Source organism: Haliscomenobacter sp., from assembly GCF_033763495.1.
In the GTDB taxonomy this organism is placed as follows: Bacteria; Bacteroidota; Bacteroidia; order Chitinophagales; family Saprospiraceae; genus Haliscomenobacter.
In genome coordinates this window covers 17,403-32,029 of record NZ_JANRKL010000034.1, presented here as the reverse complement: position 1 = coordinate 32,029, position 14,627 = coordinate 17,403, and the positions used below count along the sequence as shown (strand labels likewise).

At 46.8% G+C, this 14,627-nt stretch carries 17 protein-coding genes; 5 read left to right on the top strand and 12 right to left on the bottom strand.

Features of this window, described 5'->3' with window-relative positions; genetic code table 11:
• Positions 1-118, bottom strand: a 118-nt coding sequence (locus tag SFV55_RS03425) for an acyl carrier protein (RefSeq protein WP_320028059.1), incomplete at its 3' end; no start/stop codon positions are given.
• Positions 119-391: 273 nt separating this feature from the next.
• Here SFV55_RS03425 and SFV55_RS03420 point away from each other — a divergent pair.
• The 4 genes from SFV55_RS03420 to SFV55_RS03405 all read left to right on the top strand — a co-directional run bounded on the left by SFV55_RS03420 (position 392) and on the right by SFV55_RS03405 (position 2,677).
• Positions 392-1,141, top strand: a complete 750-nt coding sequence (locus SFV55_RS03420) for a hypothetical protein (protein ID WP_320028058.1) — start codon at positions 392-394, stop codon at positions 1,139-1,141.
• A gap of 43 nt (positions 1,142-1,184) precedes the next feature.
• Positions 1,185-1,931 carry an LPS export ABC transporter ATP-binding protein gene (gene lptB, locus SFV55_RS03415; RefSeq protein ID WP_320028057.1) on the top strand — a complete coding sequence of 249 codons (747 nt, stop codon included), beginning with the start codon at positions 1,185-1,187 and terminating at the stop codon, positions 1,929-1,931.
• Between the two features lie 63 nt (positions 1,932-1,994).
• Positions 1,995-2,252 (top strand): hypothetical protein, encoded by a 258-nt coding sequence (locus SFV55_RS03410; RefSeq protein ID WP_320028056.1) that lies wholly within the window; start codon positions 1,995-1,997, stop codon positions 2,250-2,252.
• Positions 2,249-2,677, top strand: coding sequence for a hypothetical protein (locus tag SFV55_RS03405; RefSeq protein ID WP_320028055.1), 429 nt, complete (start codon positions 2,249-2,251; stop codon positions 2,675-2,677). The genes SFV55_RS03410 and SFV55_RS03405 overlap by 4 nt, the downstream gene beginning before the upstream one ends.
• A 32-nt stretch (positions 2,678-2,709) precedes the next feature.
• Here the strand turns inward: SFV55_RS03405 and SFV55_RS03400 are convergent, their stop codons facing one another.
• The gene (locus SFV55_RS03400; protein ID WP_320028054.1) at positions 2,710-3,315 is read right to left on the bottom strand and encodes a Uma2 family endonuclease; all 606 of its coding nucleotides are present in this window, start codon (positions 3,313-3,315) and stop codon (positions 2,710-2,712) included.
• Positions 3,316-3,469: 154 nt separating this feature from the next.
• Between SFV55_RS03400 and nadA the strand changes: the two genes are divergently transcribed.
• Positions 3,470-4,480, top strand: coding sequence for a quinolinate synthase NadA (gene nadA / locus SFV55_RS03395; protein ID WP_320028053.1), 1,011 nt, complete (start codon positions 3,470-3,472; stop codon positions 4,478-4,480).
• A 114-nt stretch (positions 4,481-4,594) separates the two neighbouring features.
• On the opposite strand, the gene rocD is transcribed toward nadA, so the two are convergent.
• From rocD to SFV55_RS03345, 10 genes are all read right to left on the bottom strand, one after another.
• Positions 4,595-5,830, bottom strand: coding sequence for an ornithine--oxo-acid transaminase (gene rocD, locus SFV55_RS03390; RefSeq protein WP_320028052.1), 1,236 nt, complete (start codon positions 5,828-5,830; stop codon positions 4,595-4,597).
• A 219-nt stretch (positions 5,831-6,049) separates the two neighbouring features.
• The gene (locus SFV55_RS03385) at positions 6,050-7,807 is read right to left on the bottom strand and encodes a SulP family inorganic anion transporter (protein WP_320028051.1); all 1,758 of its coding nucleotides are present in this window, start codon (positions 7,805-7,807) and stop codon (positions 6,050-6,052) included.
• 103 nt (positions 7,808-7,910) lie between these two features.
• Positions 7,911-9,110, bottom strand: a complete 1,200-nt coding sequence (locus SFV55_RS03380; RefSeq protein ID WP_320028050.1) for an FAD/NAD(P)-binding oxidoreductase — start codon at positions 9,108-9,110, stop codon at positions 7,911-7,913.
• A gap of 218 nt (positions 9,111-9,328) precedes the next feature.
• Positions 9,329-9,970 carry a peroxiredoxin gene (locus tag SFV55_RS03375; protein ID WP_320028049.1) on the bottom strand — a complete coding sequence of 214 codons (642 nt, stop codon included), beginning with the start codon at positions 9,968-9,970 and terminating at the stop codon, positions 9,329-9,331.
• A 54-nt stretch (positions 9,971-10,024) separates the two neighbouring features.
• Positions 10,025-10,357 carry a rhodanese-like domain-containing protein gene (locus tag SFV55_RS03370; RefSeq protein WP_320028048.1) on the bottom strand — a complete coding sequence of 111 codons (333 nt, stop codon included), beginning with the start codon at positions 10,355-10,357 and terminating at the stop codon, positions 10,025-10,027.
• A gap of 193 nt (positions 10,358-10,550) precedes the next feature.
• Positions 10,551-11,069, bottom strand: a complete 519-nt coding sequence (locus SFV55_RS03365) for a YeeE/YedE family protein (RefSeq protein ID WP_320028047.1) — start codon at positions 11,067-11,069, stop codon at positions 10,551-10,553.
• A 12-nt stretch (positions 11,070-11,081) separates the two neighbouring features.
• A complete protein-coding gene (locus tag SFV55_RS03360; protein ID WP_413776685.1) occupies positions 11,082-11,645 on the bottom strand; it encodes a YeeE/YedE family protein in 564 nt (187 codons plus the stop codon).
• 39 nt (positions 11,646-11,684) lie between these two features.
• Positions 11,685-12,404 carry a carbonic anhydrase gene (locus tag SFV55_RS03355; RefSeq protein ID WP_320028045.1) on the bottom strand — a complete coding sequence of 240 codons (720 nt, stop codon included), beginning with the start codon at positions 12,402-12,404 and terminating at the stop codon, positions 11,685-11,687.
• Between the two features lie 57 nt (positions 12,405-12,461).
• Positions 12,462-13,109: a carbonic anhydrase gene (locus SFV55_RS03350; RefSeq protein ID WP_320028044.1), complete on the bottom strand. Its 648-nt coding sequence runs from the start codon at positions 13,107-13,109 to the stop codon at positions 12,462-12,464.
• A 67-nt stretch (positions 13,110-13,176) separates the two neighbouring features.
• Positions 13,177-14,616 (bottom strand): MBL fold metallo-hydrolase, encoded by a 1,440-nt coding sequence (locus tag SFV55_RS03345; RefSeq protein ID WP_320028043.1) that lies wholly within the window; start codon positions 14,614-14,616, stop codon positions 13,177-13,179.
• Between the last annotated feature and the right edge of the window lie 11 nt (positions 14,617-14,627).

Sequence of the window (14,627 nt, the reverse complement as noted above, 5' to 3'; positions counted from 1 at the left end):
TGTCCAGAGAGTCCGCACCCAAATCGGTTGTGAAGCTCGCTTCAGGGGTAACTTCTGAATCCGTAATTCCCAGCTTCTCAACGATGATTTTGGTTACTTTTTCTGCAATGCTTGACATGTTAGAAAGCTTTATTGATTTATTAATGCACCCGCAAAGTAACGTAGAACTATATTGATAAACAAAGTTTTTCAGGTAATTTTTTAAATACCCATCCTACGCATTGCGGCTAATGCCTGCGTTCAAAAGCTTGATTTTGTTGAATTCAGCGGAACTCTTGCACAATCCAAGCCAATTCCTCACCTTTGTTGGAAGATAAGCTTTTGGCCTAAAGTTCGAATTCTTTTCAAGCTTTGCACCTTTGGACTGCATCACCTTCTTAAAGTAACAGCTATGCGCTCCTTATTTATTACCTTGTTTTTTTGTGGCTCAGTGGGCATCATCCTGGCTCAGGGCTCGGCCTTTGGCATCAAGGGCGGTATAACTGCCAGCCGCCAGCGTTGGGACAATAATTTTGACCGCGACATGTTGCTGCGCTACCACGGCATCGCTTTTATTGAGTCGCTGGCTGAAGACACCCGTTTTTCTTTGTTCGCTCAGGCGGGCTATCACATCAAAGGCAGCGCCATTCGTACCCCCCGCAGTGCAGTCACGGGTTCTGGAGGCACTATTTTTACGGTTCCTGCACAACAAATTTCCTTTGAATACCGTAATGCTTCCTTGACAGTGGGTGCCAAACAGCACCTTGATCTGGATTTAGGGGATAAAAAGTTGTACTACCTTTTTGGATTGCGGGGTGAATACACCATCAATACTTTGCTGGGTCCACGGATTCCCAATGAGTACGATATTTTTACCATCTACTACCCGATTCCTGAATTTGTACGCAAGATCAACTATGGCATTACCGTAGGTGGCGGTATCCATGTTCCTTTTGATGACCTGGTTGGGGTATTGCTTGAATTTACGGTCAATCCCGATTTTTCCTATCAATACGACCAGCCACCACTGGAAAACATCATCAACCCAAACCCCTGGGCCCCCCGAGGCAACATCACCTTACCCCAGCGTAGAAGCACCAACCTGGCTTTTGAGCTTTCTCTTGGTTTCCGCTTTTTGCGCAAGGTAATTTATGTTGATTAGGCACAAATCAGGCCTTTAGAGGGTCTATGAACCAAAAGCAATTATGATTCTTCGCAGCGATAATCTCATTAAAGTATACGGTCGACGCCATGTGGTAAAAGGTGTTTCGGTCAACGTCAATCAGGGTGAAATAGTAGGATTGCTGGGGCCAAATGGTGCCGGAAAAACCACAACCTTCTACATGGTAGTTGGTTTTATTCAGCCAAATGAAGGCAAGGTATTTCTCAATGACGAGGAAATTACCACCTTGCCCATGTACAAACGCGCCCAAAAAGGGATTGGTTATTTGCCGCAGGAGCCTTCCGTATTCCGCAAACTTACGGTGGAGGACAACGTTAAAGCTGTTTTGGAAATGACTTCACTCTCCAAAGCTGAGCAAAAAAACAAACTGGAAGAACTCATCGACGAGTTCAACCTGCATAAGGTGCGCAAAAGCCGTGGGGATACTCTTTCGGGTGGAGAGCGCCGCCGGACTGAAATTGCCCGAGCTCTGGCTACCGACCCTACTTTTATTCTGCTGGACGAACCTTTTGCCGGAATCGACCCCATTGCCGTGGAAGACATCCAATACATCGTAGCCAAGCTCAAAACCAAAAACATCGGCATCTTGATCACCGACCACAACGTGCAGGAAACCCTCTCGATCACCGATCGGGCTTACCTGATGTTTGAAGGCAACATCCTCAAAGCAGGTACTGCCGAAGAATTGGCGGCAGATGAAATGGTGCGCAAGGTATACCTGGGCCAAAACTTTGAATTGCGGAGAAAAGTGATCGATTTGTCGAGATAAAGTATTTACCTATCGAGACCTTAATTTGTTGATATTTTGTGCATTATGGATAAAAAAGGCTTAGTGCCAGCTTTGGTTTTTCTGCTATTGAGCTTTTGGGCTTTTTCCTGCGGGGAAAAGCCGCCCCTCCGATTGACCACCGCCCAACGTGATCAGGTGGACACTTTGTACCTGCGTGCCATCAACCAAGGTGGGTTGTCGGCTGAAATGGATAGTTTATGCAATTCTAACCAAAAGGCAAACATCCAGCATTTGGTGGATTCCATGCTTCAGGTGCGCCGCAAAGAAGAAGAAGACTTGAGAAAAAGGTATGCACGATGAAAAGGAATTCAGATAAAAAATATTACATCGGTAAACTTGGAATTTCGTTGGGCTTAGCGCTTCTTTTCTCAGCCTGCCTTTCCAAAAAGGAATACACTGACGACGAAATCCAGGCCTTGATGGATGGGGAGTTGCAACGCAAAATCGCAGCCTACCGCAAGAGTAAAATTGATGCCTGCCGGGAAGAAGCTTTCCGACAGGCTACCAAAATTGTGGATTCACTGGTCATTGCCGAAGCCTATTTTGATCGGGACACCCTCGCTCGTCCCCCCAAACCCATCAAGCCAGATGAAAAGGCACCGGAAATCCAAGGACCGGATACCATTCAACTCAAGCCTTTGTTTGAGGGCAAGCGGAAGAATGTGAAGCTGGATACTTTGCTGAAAAAGACAAAGAAAGATACGATTTCGCGGAAGAAGGGTTGATGTGAAAATCACCCTGTTGTGACTTTCAGAAATCACAGTTCTACGTTCTTGTAAATCAAGGCTAAAGGTAAATGTACATCAATAGATTTGAAATAAACGGAAGTACTTAAACCTGCAAACTCCTGTTCTTCCCAAATATGCGGCTCGCTGCGGAACAAGGTTAAAATTTCTGCGCTGTTTTGCTGAATAATGACGTATTCCTTAAAGGATTCCAGGGTACGGTATTTCATAAATTTATCCTTGCGGTCGTAATCTTCTGTAGAAGGGGAGAGTACTTCAACAACCAATAAGGGGTTTACAATTGCCTGTGCGATATTTTCAGCCATAATTGGTGTTTGAGTAACCACAATGGCATCAGGATACAGGTATACATTTAGCTTCGGAAGGTAAACCTTTTGATCGCTGCCAAACAATTCCAAACCTTCTTTTTTATCCAACTCATTGCCCAAGTACTGTACAATGTTTTTTGAAATACGGTTGTGATCCACACTACCTCCCGCCATACGAATTATTTTTCCATTGTAAAACTCATGACGCTCCCCACTGCTGCGCTCTATTTCCAAATACTCAGCAACGGTATAGGTGCCAATCAATAGATCAGGATGAGTAGCTTGATATTGCAAACTTGTTGCGGTCATGTTTTTAATTTGTGGAGTCAAGATAGAAACTAATCCCGAAAAAAGCAATTTTTATCTACTTAGTTTAATTTCTAAAATAAGTCTAAAACTTTTTTCGTTACCTTTGCGTTAGAATAACATCTAAAGACTACAAAATCCTTTTCAATTCGCGATTATGGACGCCATTGCAGTTGCCCAACAAAACCTAACGAAAAAAGGCTACCTCGACCTGGAGATAGACCCTACTTTGGATCTTTTTGAGGAAATCAACCGCCTCAAAAAAGAAAAAAATGCCATCATCCTGGCACATTATTACCAGGAGTCCGACATCCAGGACATTGCCGACTACATCGGAGACAGCCTGGGACTTTCGCGAGAGGCGGCCAATACCGATGCAGACATCATTGTCTTTGCCGGGGTACACTTCATGGCAGAAACCGCCAAAATGCTTTCACCACAAAAGAAAGTATTGTTGCCTGATCTAAAGGCGGGTTGCTCCCTGGCCGATTCGGCACCAGCCCCCTTGTTCAAGAAATTTTTGGAAAAATACCCCGACCACGTGGTGGTAAGTTACGTGAACTGTTCAGCCGAACTCAAAACCCTGACCGACATCTGCTGCACCTCCACCAATGCCATCGACATCATCAACAGCATCCCCAAGGATCAAAAAATCGTTTTTGCTCCCGACAAGAATCTGGGTGCCTACCTGATCAAAAAAACGGGCCGCGATATGGTGCTCTGGGATGGTGCCTGTATGGTGCACGAGATTTTTTCACAGGAAAAAATCAATAAGCTGATGCGTGAGTACCCCGAAGCGGAATTCATCGCCCACCCTGAATGTGAAGACCGACTGCTAAAGATGGCGGACTATATTGGCTCCACCACCGGCTTGTTGAAGTATACCATCAAAAGCCCCAGTAAAGTATTCATCGTAGCTACCGAGGCAGGGATTCTGCACCAGATGCAAAAGGCATCGCCAGACAAAATTTTTATCCCGGCACCACCCGAAAACAATTGCGCCTGCAACGAATGCCCACACATGCGCCTCAACACCCTGGAGAAACTCTACCTCTGTATGAAGCACGAAACGCCTGAAATTGTATTGCCGGATTGGGTAATCGAGCAAGGGCGGGTGTGTATCGACCGGATGCTGGAGATTTCGCAGCAGGCGGGGCATATCCACTAATACTAAGGTGCCTCTTCGGTGCCTTTAGTTTCTTAGGTGGTGAAAAAGAAAAAGCCTTGCGGAGCAAGGTATTTATTTCACCACCTAAGAAACTAAAGGCACTAAAGACACACCTTAGAAGCTAACCAGTGTATCCCGGATAATCCCCACACAATCCCACAACTGCTCCTCTGTGATCACCAAGGGTGGTGCCAAGCGAATTTTGTTGCCATGCGTTGGTTTAGCCAGCAAACCCCTATCCCGGAATTGCAAACAAATCTTCCAGGCCAAATCCGAATCTTCATCGGTATTGATCACAATCGCATTCAATAAACCCTTACCGCGCACGAGGGTGAGCAGATCCGTCTCTTTCCGTAGCTCATTCAGTGCTCCCCGAAACATTTCGCCGAGCTGTTGAGCGTTGTCGGCCAGCTTTTCATCCAACACTACTTGCAATGCTTCACGAGCCACTGCACATGCCAGGGGATTACCGCCATATGTGGAGCCATGCTCACCCGGGCGGATGCACAACATAACCTCATCGTTGGCCAATACTGCCGATACGGGCAATACCCCCCCCGAAAGCGCCTTGCCCAAAATCAGGATATCCGGCTTGATGCCGTAATGATCCAGTGCCAACATTTTCCCGGTGCGCGCAATCCCCGTTTGGATTTCATCACCAATGAATAAAACCTGTTTTTCCCGGCACATGCGGAAAGCTGAAGATAAATAACCTGGTTCAGGCACTACAACTCCCGCTTCCCCTTGAATGGGTTCAATCAGCAAGCCTGCTACATTGGGGTCTTCCAGTGCAGCCTCCAAGGCAGCCAGGTCATTGTACTCCACCATTTCCCAGCCGGGCATGTAAGGACCAAAACCACCGCGGCTGGAGGGGTCGGTCGAGCCAGAAATCACCGAAAGGGTTCTACCGTGGAAGTTCCCGGTGGCAAAGAGGATTTTGGCCTGGTTGGCGGGTACACCTTTTACCTGGTAAGCCCATTTGCGGCAGAGTTTGAGTGCGGTTTCCACCGCCTCCACCCCGGTGTTCATGGGCAGCACCTTATCGTAGCCAAACAATTGGGTGATGTATTCTTCGTAAGGGCCCAATTCGGAATTGTAAAAAGCCCGCGAGATCAGCGTAAGTTTTTGCGCCTGGGTGGTCAGGGCCTCGATGATCCGTGGGTGGCAATGCCCCTGGTTGACCGCCGAATATGCCGAAAGAAAATCGTAATACTGTTTGCCTTCAACATCCCACACGTGTACACCCCGGCCCCGTTCGATGACGGCCTCCAGTGGGTGATAATTGTGTGCACCATATTGTTCTTCCTTGGCAATGAGGAATTCACTGCGGGTTGCGGTCATTGTTGCCATTGTTGAAATGCTTTGTAGGTTGAGAGAATTAAACCAGAAATTACCATTAAAATTAAGGCATTGACTTTTTTTGATTTCAATTTAGGTCAAATTGACTATTAAATTCATTTTTTGGGTTAAAAAAACTTTTTCTCCTTTTGCAAAAGCTGGTTATTGGATAATTTGACATGAAGATTATTATTTATTCATAAAGAACAAGAAGACGCTCGCCGTGCGTCTCTACAATTCCGCTGCTTCCGCTTTCACCCGACATTCCCGGAAAACCCGCTTTTCACAAGTTCGGCAAGCCTCCTCCGGAATCAGGCTATAGATGTATTCAATGGCGTCTTTTTTGGCAATAAAAAAGTGATTTTCACCAATCAAAGCCTTAAATCCACTATGGATCAAAACATCCTGTGCTACCATTTTGAGGTTGGACAAATACAGCCCTCCCTCTCTCGCTTTCCAACGTTCGGCTTCTTCGTACAACCAATGCGCGCCCGATAAACCAATAAAATTCACTCCTTCGCACAAAATGAGGCAATATTTGTGTTTACCCTCCCGTACCTGATCAAAAAAATCCGAGATATGATCCACTGCGCCGTAAAAAAGGGCCCCATCCAGGCGGATAATTTTGATTTGGGAACACTCCCGCAATTCCGGTTTGCGCTTGATATAAGTAAGACTGTTGTCCGGTTTGGTAGGATCAGGGGCCATCGTAGCAATGTGTGGCGTAGACACCTTGTACAAAAAGAAGGCCAGCGACACCATGATGCCCAGGAATATGGCGTATTCCAGCGAAAATAAAAGAGTGGCAATAAAGGTGATCACAAAAACACTCGCTTCCAGGCTGCTGGCCCGAAAGATGCGTTTGATCTCATCTACCTCTATCAAATTAATCGATACCAATAGAATGATTCCGCCCATCCCGGCAATGGGCAAATAACTGGCCAAGGGCGAAATAAACAGCAAAATCACCAGCAAAATCAAGGATGCAAACACGGCTGAAAGGGGCGTACGAGCCCCCGCCTGGTAATTGACCCCCGAACGGGTAAAAGACCCGGAACTGGCGTAGGCTGAAAAAAAGCTCCCCACAATATTTGACAAACCCTGCCCCACAAACTCCCGGTTGCTGTCAATCCGTTGCCCAGACTGGCTCCCGATGTTCTTTCCAATGGCAATGGCCGAAATGAGTCCAATCATGGCTACTGCAAAGGCGCTGGGGAACAGGGTTGAAAATTCGGATACCGAAAAACTGGGCCAACTCAAAGGGGGAATTGCATGATCGATGCTCGCAACAAAACGAATACCTATTTTCTCCCCCCCAAACGCCACAGCGCACAAGCTCCCCATGACCAAGCCACCAATCAGATTGGGCCATTTGGGCTTCCACAATTTGAGCGCTACCGCACTACAAAAACTGATCACGGCCACCGAAAACACCTGAAAATTGAACTCGTGGATTTTTTCAAAAAAAACGTAAACGACTTCAAAAGCATTCAGGCCATTTTTAATGCTTACGCCCGAAATATTTTTCAACTGGCTGATCATGATCAACAGCGCCGCCCCCGTTGAAAAAGCAGTGATGACTGTACTAGAAACAAAGTTGACAAAAATACCCAGGCGGGCCAGTCCAAAACCCAATTGAATGATGCCTACAAAGAGGGTAATCGAAAAAGCCAGAGTCACATATTCATTGGTTCCCGGCACTGCAAGTTGGCTCAAAGCTGCAAAAACAACCAGTGAATTGGCCGTAGTAGGCCCCGATACCATGTGGAGGGAAGAACCAAAGAGCCCGGCAATAATTGGCGGAATAATCGCCGTATACAAGCCATAAACTGGAGGCAAACCCGCAATCATGGCAAAGGCCAAACCCTGTGGCAATACAATAATGGACCCCGTTAACCCAGCCATAAAATCGGCTCTCAGCGTCCGGCGGTTGACCTGTTTGAACCAGTTTGGGTAAGGATTGATCGTATTCCAGTAAGATTTTGCCATTATCTAGTGTAAAGCTGCGCCCCTGCGTTGGTGCCAATAGAGCCTTGTGTGCAAAATAAACAATTTTGGCATTGGGGCGCAGCTTCATGCTCGGCAAAATTATTTAAGCCTTACCTGTCAAGATTTGGTTCCAGTACAACCAAGGGAGTATACGCCTTTTGAGTTGATACATCGACCAACGCTCCTTAGACTGATCCACTGGAAAAGTCTCCATGGGTTGGTTGTTGTAGTCGAACTCGGCCAATACCAATTTACCATACCCTGTAACCAAGGGGCAGGAGGTATAACCAGTGTATTCAGCACTTAATGGCTGTTGAGCCATTGCCGCGATCAGGTTGGCGACCAGTACTGGTGCTTGTTTGCGGATGGCTGCTCCGGTTTTTGAGGTAGGCAAAGAAGAAGCATCACCAATGCCAAATATATTGCTGAAACGCAGGTGCTGCAAGGTGTTTTTGTCTACATCTACCCACCCAGCAGCACTAGCCAGAGGGCTTTGTTTGATGAAGTCTGGCGCAGATTGTGGGGGGGTAACATGGATCATGTCAAATTCCACCCAGTTTTCTACATCTTTGTTGCCTTCTCCAATACCGATGAACTTGGCACGTTTGTTTGGCCCATCAATCTCTACCAGTTTTTCCATAAAATGGAGTTTGATATCGGCTCTTTTGCACACTTCCAAAAGGGTGTTTTCGTATTTCGCTACGGCAAAAAGTTTGGCGGCCCCACTCCAGTAGTGAATATCGGCTTTGTCCAACATACTATGTTTGCGCCAGTAATCGGCAGCCATGTACATGATTTTGTGCGGGGCACCACCACATTTCACCGGAGTATGCGGGTTGTGAAAAATGGCCTTGCCTCCCTTGAAGTTTTTGATGCATTCAAAAGTGTAAGGCGCAGACTGGAAGCTGTAGTTGCTACAGACGTTGTTCTTTCCCAGGGTCTCCGGCAAACCTTTGACCTCACTCCAGTTGAGTTGGATACCCGGTGCGACCACCATATAGTCGTAGCTCAATTGGGTGCCATTGCCGAGGGTAACCGCATTTTGTTCAGGCTGAAAGGATAGCACTTTTTCCTTGATCCACTTGGCCTGGGAAGGAATCACATCCGCTTCGTTGCGCTCAGTGGCTTTGATGTCAAAAACACCTGAGCCCACCAATGTCCAGGCAGGCTGATAATAATGTTTGTCTGCCGGATCAACAATGGCAATGTCCAGTTTGCTGTTTTTTCTCAACAATTGAGCGGCAACTGAAATTCCGGCATTTCCGCCTCCGACGACGACGATCTGATGGTGTTGGTTTTCCATAACCCGAGTGTTAAAGGTTGATTGAGTTTGCACAAAAAGCAATAGAACCTATTCCAAACCTCCTTTCTTGCTTGTCTTTTATAGCTTGAAACAGGCTTTCGACAAATTTAATACTATTTTTTAAAAAACATGAATAAATGTTCATGTATTCATATAAAATTGGCCCAAAGACGAAAAACATCTTTGAGCCACACCTAAATCACAGAAAATACGAGTTTCTACAAAGCTCTTTTTGCCAGATAAAAGTCCATTTTCTCCAAATCACTATTTTCACGTTCAGCCAATTCTGCCAAGGTTTTTGGTGCTGGAACGATTACTTTATCGCCAGGTTCCCAATCTAGTGGCATTGCCACTTTGTGCTCGTCGGAGGTTTGAAGCGCTACCAATACCCGTTTGATTTCGGCCATGTTGCGACCTACATTGAGTGGGTAGTACATGATGAGGCGGATTTTCCCTTTTGGATCAATGAAAAAGACAGCGCGTACCGCTGCAGTTTCACTTTCACCGGGTTGCAACATGCCATACAATTTGGACACCGACATGTCTATGTCTGCAATGATGGGGAAGTCAAACAGTACTCCAGTATTTTGTTTGACGTTGTTCACCCAGCCCATGTGCGCATGGATGCTATCAATGCTCAAACCCAGAAGTTTCGCGTTGTGCTGGCGAAAAAAATCGTGCTCTTTGCTAAAGCCCATCATTTCCGTCGTACAAACCGGAGTGAAGTCGGCAGGGTGTGAAAAAAATACTACCCAGCTATCTTTGTTGAAATCCGAAAATTTCATTTTGCCCGTAGTCGTTACGGTTTCAAAATCGGGAGCGAGATCACCAATTCTAGGCATTGCGCTTTGCGTTTCCATTGCGAAAATATTTTATCGAGAGAATAATCAAAGAGATCAGCATGATTCCAACTTTTACATGCTCATTACGCCACCAGCCATATTGTATAGTTTGGTGAAGCCACGTCCCGCCATGATGTTGCAGGCTTGTCCGCTCCGGTTGCCACTGCGACAGTACAAGAGGTAGGTCTTGTCTTTGTCCAGTTTATCGATCTGGTTGAGGAAATCTTTGGAAAAGATGTCGATGTTTTTGGCACCAGGTAGTTTCCCTCCGTTGAACTCAGCAGGTGTACGTACATCGATGAGAACGGCATCGGGGGTGTTTTCAGCAATTTGCATAAACTCCCCGGCTTTTACATTTTGATATTTGCTGGTAGCCGTTCCAAATAAAGATTGAAAAAAGCTCATTGTGGTCAAATTTTGGTGTTGTTCAAATGATGATTCAAAGATAGCTGGGTGATGGGGAGGGAATCAGTAATGAAAATCACATAACTCCGTTTTTTTTTTGCACAAAAAAAGCAGCGATGCTACCGCACATCGCTGCCATTATTCACACACAGGTAAAGACCTATAGAATCACATCAAATGTGTAGAACCCAAACTAATGCGGTAGTTTTTCTCTCAAGTAACCATAAACCCATGTGCCCGCGATCGCGCTGAGCAGGGTAATTCCGACAACCAATGCACCCGTTCCTATTTGAGCAAAAAGTGGCCCAGGACAAGCACCCGTAAGTGCCCAGCCCAGCCCAAATATCGTACCGCCAATGATCTGGCCTTTGTTGAATTTTTTATCGTGAAATTCAATCGCTTCACCTGTCCAGGCTTTGATGTTGAAGCGTTTGATGATCCAAACCGAAATGGCACCCACCACTACCGCCGTGCCGATCACGCCATACATGTGGAAAGACTGTAACCGGAACATTTCCTGTATGCGAAACCAGGAAATGATCTCCGCTTTGACAAAAACAGCTCCAAAAATCATCCCCACCAAGGCATATTTGAGTAGCCCAAAGCTACTTTCCTGTTTTTCACTGTCATTGACACACATAGTGTCCAATGAACGCTTTTCGTAATCGCTCAAAGTGGCAGTGGCATCATTTTGTATTTTGACATTTTCCATGTTGTATACTATTTAGAGGTGGAGTAAAAAGGGAACCAACAAATTGGCAGAGATGAAGCCGCCTACCATAAAAAAAATGGTTGCAACCAGGGAAGGCCACTGCAAATTGCTTAAGCCACTGATGGCATGTCCGCTGGTGCAGCCGCCTGCATAGCGGGAGCCAAAACCGACCATAAAACCACCCAGCACCAGAAACAACACCCCTTTCAGGCTGAATAAGGTGCTAAAATTGAACAATTGGGTAGGTACCAATTGTGAATAGTCCGTGATCCCTGCCTCGGCAAGGCTTGCGGCCAGTTCGGGGTGAACCTTCACTTCATTCGGGTTTTGCAAAAATTGAGCGACCAAAAAGGCACCCAGTACGGTTCCGGCAATGAAGAAAAAATTCCAGCGCTCTTTGCGCCAATCGTACTTGAAAAAAGGAATATTGGCAGGCATACAAGCCGCGCAAGCATGGCGCAGATTGGCCGAAATGCCAAAGTGTTTGTTGCCCAGCAGCAAGAGTGCGGGAACAGTCAACCCCACGAGTACACCAGCAACCGACCAGTGCCAGGGAGATTTCAAGATATCCAAAATTTCGTTCATCGTTTGATTGATTGAGTGATTATCTAAGGTTTAGTGTTTATCGCCTTTACCAAGGCTTTCGAAATCGCAGTGTTCGCGGGGGCCTAAGCCGGACTCCGGGGTTAAAACCTTAATCTTTCCCGTCGAAAAATCATATACCCAACCATGCAAGCGGATGTTGCGCCCATTGCGCATGGCTTGGCGGTATACTGAGGTCTCCTCCAGATTTTCGATCTGGTTGAGCACGTTGATTTCCACCAGGCGATTCAGGCGTTCGTGCTCGTCAGTGATCCCCTCCATATCCTTGTGGTGCATGTGCATCACGTCTTTGATGTTGGCCAGCCAGTTGTCGATCAGGCCCAAGGTTTCATCTTCAATGGCCGCCTTGATGCCCCCACAGCCGTAGTGCCCATACACAATGATGTGATCCACTTTGAGCACTTCCACCGCGTACTGCATCACCGACAGGAAGTTCAAGTCGGAGTGGGATACCACATTGGCAATGTTGCGGTGTACGAATACATTGCCCAGGTCAGCGCCCAATACCACTGCGGGTGAAACCCGACTGTCCGAGCAGCCAATCAACAGAGCCACAGGGTGTTGCCCTTCGACCAAGTGATCAAAATAAAGGGAATCTTCGTGTTGCTTCGTAGCGGCCCATCGACAGTTGTTGGTTAAAAACTGATGAATGATCGAGTCGGGCGAAGCAGACTGAGCCAGGCTTTGACCAAAACTCAGCAGCATGAACAATAATCCTATGAATGTTTTCATGGCATTAAATGATGATTAGGGGCGATATAAAAATAAGTGCTCATTTTGCCCCTCTACTTAGGACAAAGCAGTACATTCTGGTTCTGTGGCCAATACATCTTCCCATACTCCAGGCTCATCGGTTTTGAGCACTTTGATCAAACCCGTTGAAAAATCGTAGACCCAACCGTGCAGGTAAAGTTTACGGCCTGCCTTGATGGCATTGCGGTACACCGAGGTGTGCTTGAGGTTTTCGATTTGCACCTCCACATTGATCTCGACCAGGCGGTTGAAACGTTCTTGTCCATCCAGGATTTGATCCAATTCGGACTGGTGCTGCTCGATTACATCCTTGATATTGACCAGCCAGTTGTCAATCAAACCATAGGCCTCATCTTGCATGGCGGCCTTGACGCCTCCACAACCGTAATGCCCCTTGACGATGATGTGCTGGATCTCCAGCACTTCTACCGCGTATTGCATCACGGAAAGAAAATTGAGGTCAGAATGCGAGATAACATTGGCAATGTTGCGGTGAATGAACAGTTCGCCCAAATCCCCTCCTAAAACGAGCGAGGGCGATACCCGGCTGTCGGAGCAACCAACCAACAGTGCAACCGGCTTTTGGCCTTCTGCCAACTTTTCGAAATAGGCTGGATCATCGTGCTGTTTTTCACAAGCCCAATGCCGGTTTTGTTGCAAAAATTTCTTAATCAGGGATTCCATCGTAAAGACTTTTAGTCCAGAGAGAAGGATTGCGGCAGCTAAATCCTTAGCTGCCGCGAAAGATCAACTATGCTAGTTCTGCGTCTTTTTGTCGACGAAGAGAATTTGGACACACATAATCACTCACTTCAAAGAGCCCAGTTTCCTGAATGGCTTTAAACCCACCTGCAACGTCAATGACATGTTCAAATCCACGTGACTTGAGGATCGAAGCCGCCATCATCGAGCGATATCCACCCGCACAGTGGAGGTAGTAAGTCTCATTCTTGGACAGCTCATTCATGAAGTCGCTGAGGTAGTCCAGAGGGAAGTTTTCCACATCTTTCACGTGTTCGGCTACATATTCACTAGGGCGACGTACGTCTAAGACCTTAAGATTTTCATCCGCCTGCATGATTGCTGCCAATTCAGTGGGGTCAATGGACTGAATATGATCATACTCCATCCCGGCTTTTTTCCAGGCATCTATACCTCCTTCCAAATAGCCTACCACATGGTCAAAACCTACCCGCGACAAACGGGTGATGGTTTCCAGTTCCATACCTTCTGGAGTAACCAGCAAAATGGGCTGCTCGACATCCATCACCAAAGCCCCCACCCAAGGTGCAAACTGGCCATTCAAACCAATGTTGATGGAGTTGGGTACAAAAGCTTGCGCAAAATCCTGTGCCTCGCGTACATCCAGCAAGAGTGCACCCGTAGCATTTGCCGCTTCTTCAAAAGCAGCGGGAGATAGTGGCTGTGCAGCCCGTTCCATGATCTCATCAAAACTCTCATAGCCTTGTTTGTTGAGTTTTACGTTGAGTGGAAAGTACTTCGGTGGCGTAGTCAGGCCATCCGTTACTTCGTAAACGAATTCAGCCTTACTCATGTCGGCGCGTAGGGCGTAATTAGTGGCTTTTTGGGCGCCAATGGTAGAAGTGGTTTCTTTGGACATGTTTTTGCCACAAGCCGAACCTGCCCCGTGGGCAGGATAAACCACCACCTCATCGGGCAGGGTCATTACCTTGTTGCGCAGGCTATCGTAAAGGTAACCCGCCAGGTCATTCATAGTCAGGTCGGATTTTTGCGCAAGGTCGGGACGGCCTACATCCCCAATAAAAAGGGTGTCACCACTGAACAGGGCAGTTTCTTTCCCCTGTTCATCCAGCAGCAAAAAACAGGTACTTTCCATGGTGTGACCTGGAGTATGCAGTACCCGAATTTTCAGCTTTCCAACCGAAAACTCCTCACCATCCTGAGCGATGTGTGCGTCAAAACCTGTTTGAGCATTAGGGCCATAAACTATAGAAGCGCCGGTTTTTTTTGATAAATCGAGGTGGCCAGATACAAAATCTGCATGGAAGTGTGTTTCCAATACATACTTGATTTTGGCACCACTTTTAGCGGCACGATCCAGGTAAGGTTGTACTTCGCGCAGTGGATCAATCACTACTGCTTCACCGTCACTTTCGATATAGTAGGCACCTTGAGCCAGGCAACCTGTATAGATTTGCTCAACTTGCATCACAAGAAATT

Excerpts from the sequence above, each read along its gene's own strand:
- SFV55_RS03380 (WP_320028050.1), bottom strand. The coding sequence starts at position 9,110 with ATGGAAAACCAACACCATCAGATCGTCGTCGTCGGAGGCGGAAATGCC.
- SFV55_RS03420 (WP_320028058.1), top strand. The coding sequence starts at position 392 with ATGCGCTCCTTATTTATTACCTTGTTTTTTTGTGGCTCAGTGGGCATC.
- lptB (WP_320028057.1), top strand. The coding sequence starts at position 1,185 with ATGATTCTTCGCAGCGATAATCTCATTAAAGTATACGGTCGACGCCAT.
- SFV55_RS03375 (WP_320028049.1), bottom strand. The coding sequence starts at position 9,970 with ATGGAAACGCAAAGCGCAATGCCTAGAATTGGTGATCTCGCTCCCGAT.
- rocD (WP_320028052.1), bottom strand. The coding sequence starts at position 5,830 with ATGGCAACAATGACCGCAACCCGCAGTGAATTCCTCATTGCCAAGGAA.
- SFV55_RS03405 (WP_320028055.1), top strand. The coding sequence starts at position 2,249 with ATGAAAAGGAATTCAGATAAAAAATATTACATCGGTAAACTTGGAATT.
- SFV55_RS03350 (WP_320028044.1), bottom strand. The coding sequence starts at position 13,109 with ATGGAATCCCTGATTAAGAAATTTTTGCAACAAAACCGGCATTGGGCT.
- SFV55_RS03355 (WP_320028045.1), bottom strand. The coding sequence starts at position 12,404 with ATGAAAACATTCATAGGATTATTGTTCATGCTGCTGAGTTTTGGTCAA.
- SFV55_RS03400 (WP_320028054.1), bottom strand. The coding sequence starts at position 3,315 with ATGACCGCAACAAGTTTGCAATATCAAGCTACTCATCCTGATCTATTG.
- SFV55_RS03345 (WP_320028043.1), bottom strand. The coding sequence starts at position 14,616 with ATGCAAGTTGAGCAAATCTATACAGGTTGCCTGGCTCAAGGTGCCTAC.
- SFV55_RS03365 (WP_320028047.1), bottom strand. The coding sequence starts at position 11,069 with ATGGAAAATGTCAAAATACAAAATGATGCCACTGCCACTTTGAGCGAT.
- SFV55_RS03370 (WP_320028048.1), bottom strand. The coding sequence starts at position 10,357 with ATGAGCTTTTTTCAATCTTTATTTGGAACGGCTACCAGCAAATATCAA.
- nadA (WP_320028053.1), top strand. The coding sequence starts at position 3,470 with ATGGACGCCATTGCAGTTGCCCAACAAAACCTAACGAAAAAAGGCTAC.
- SFV55_RS03385 (WP_320028051.1), bottom strand. The coding sequence starts at position 7,807 with ATGGCAAAATCTTACTGGAATACGATCAATCCTTACCCAAACTGGTTC.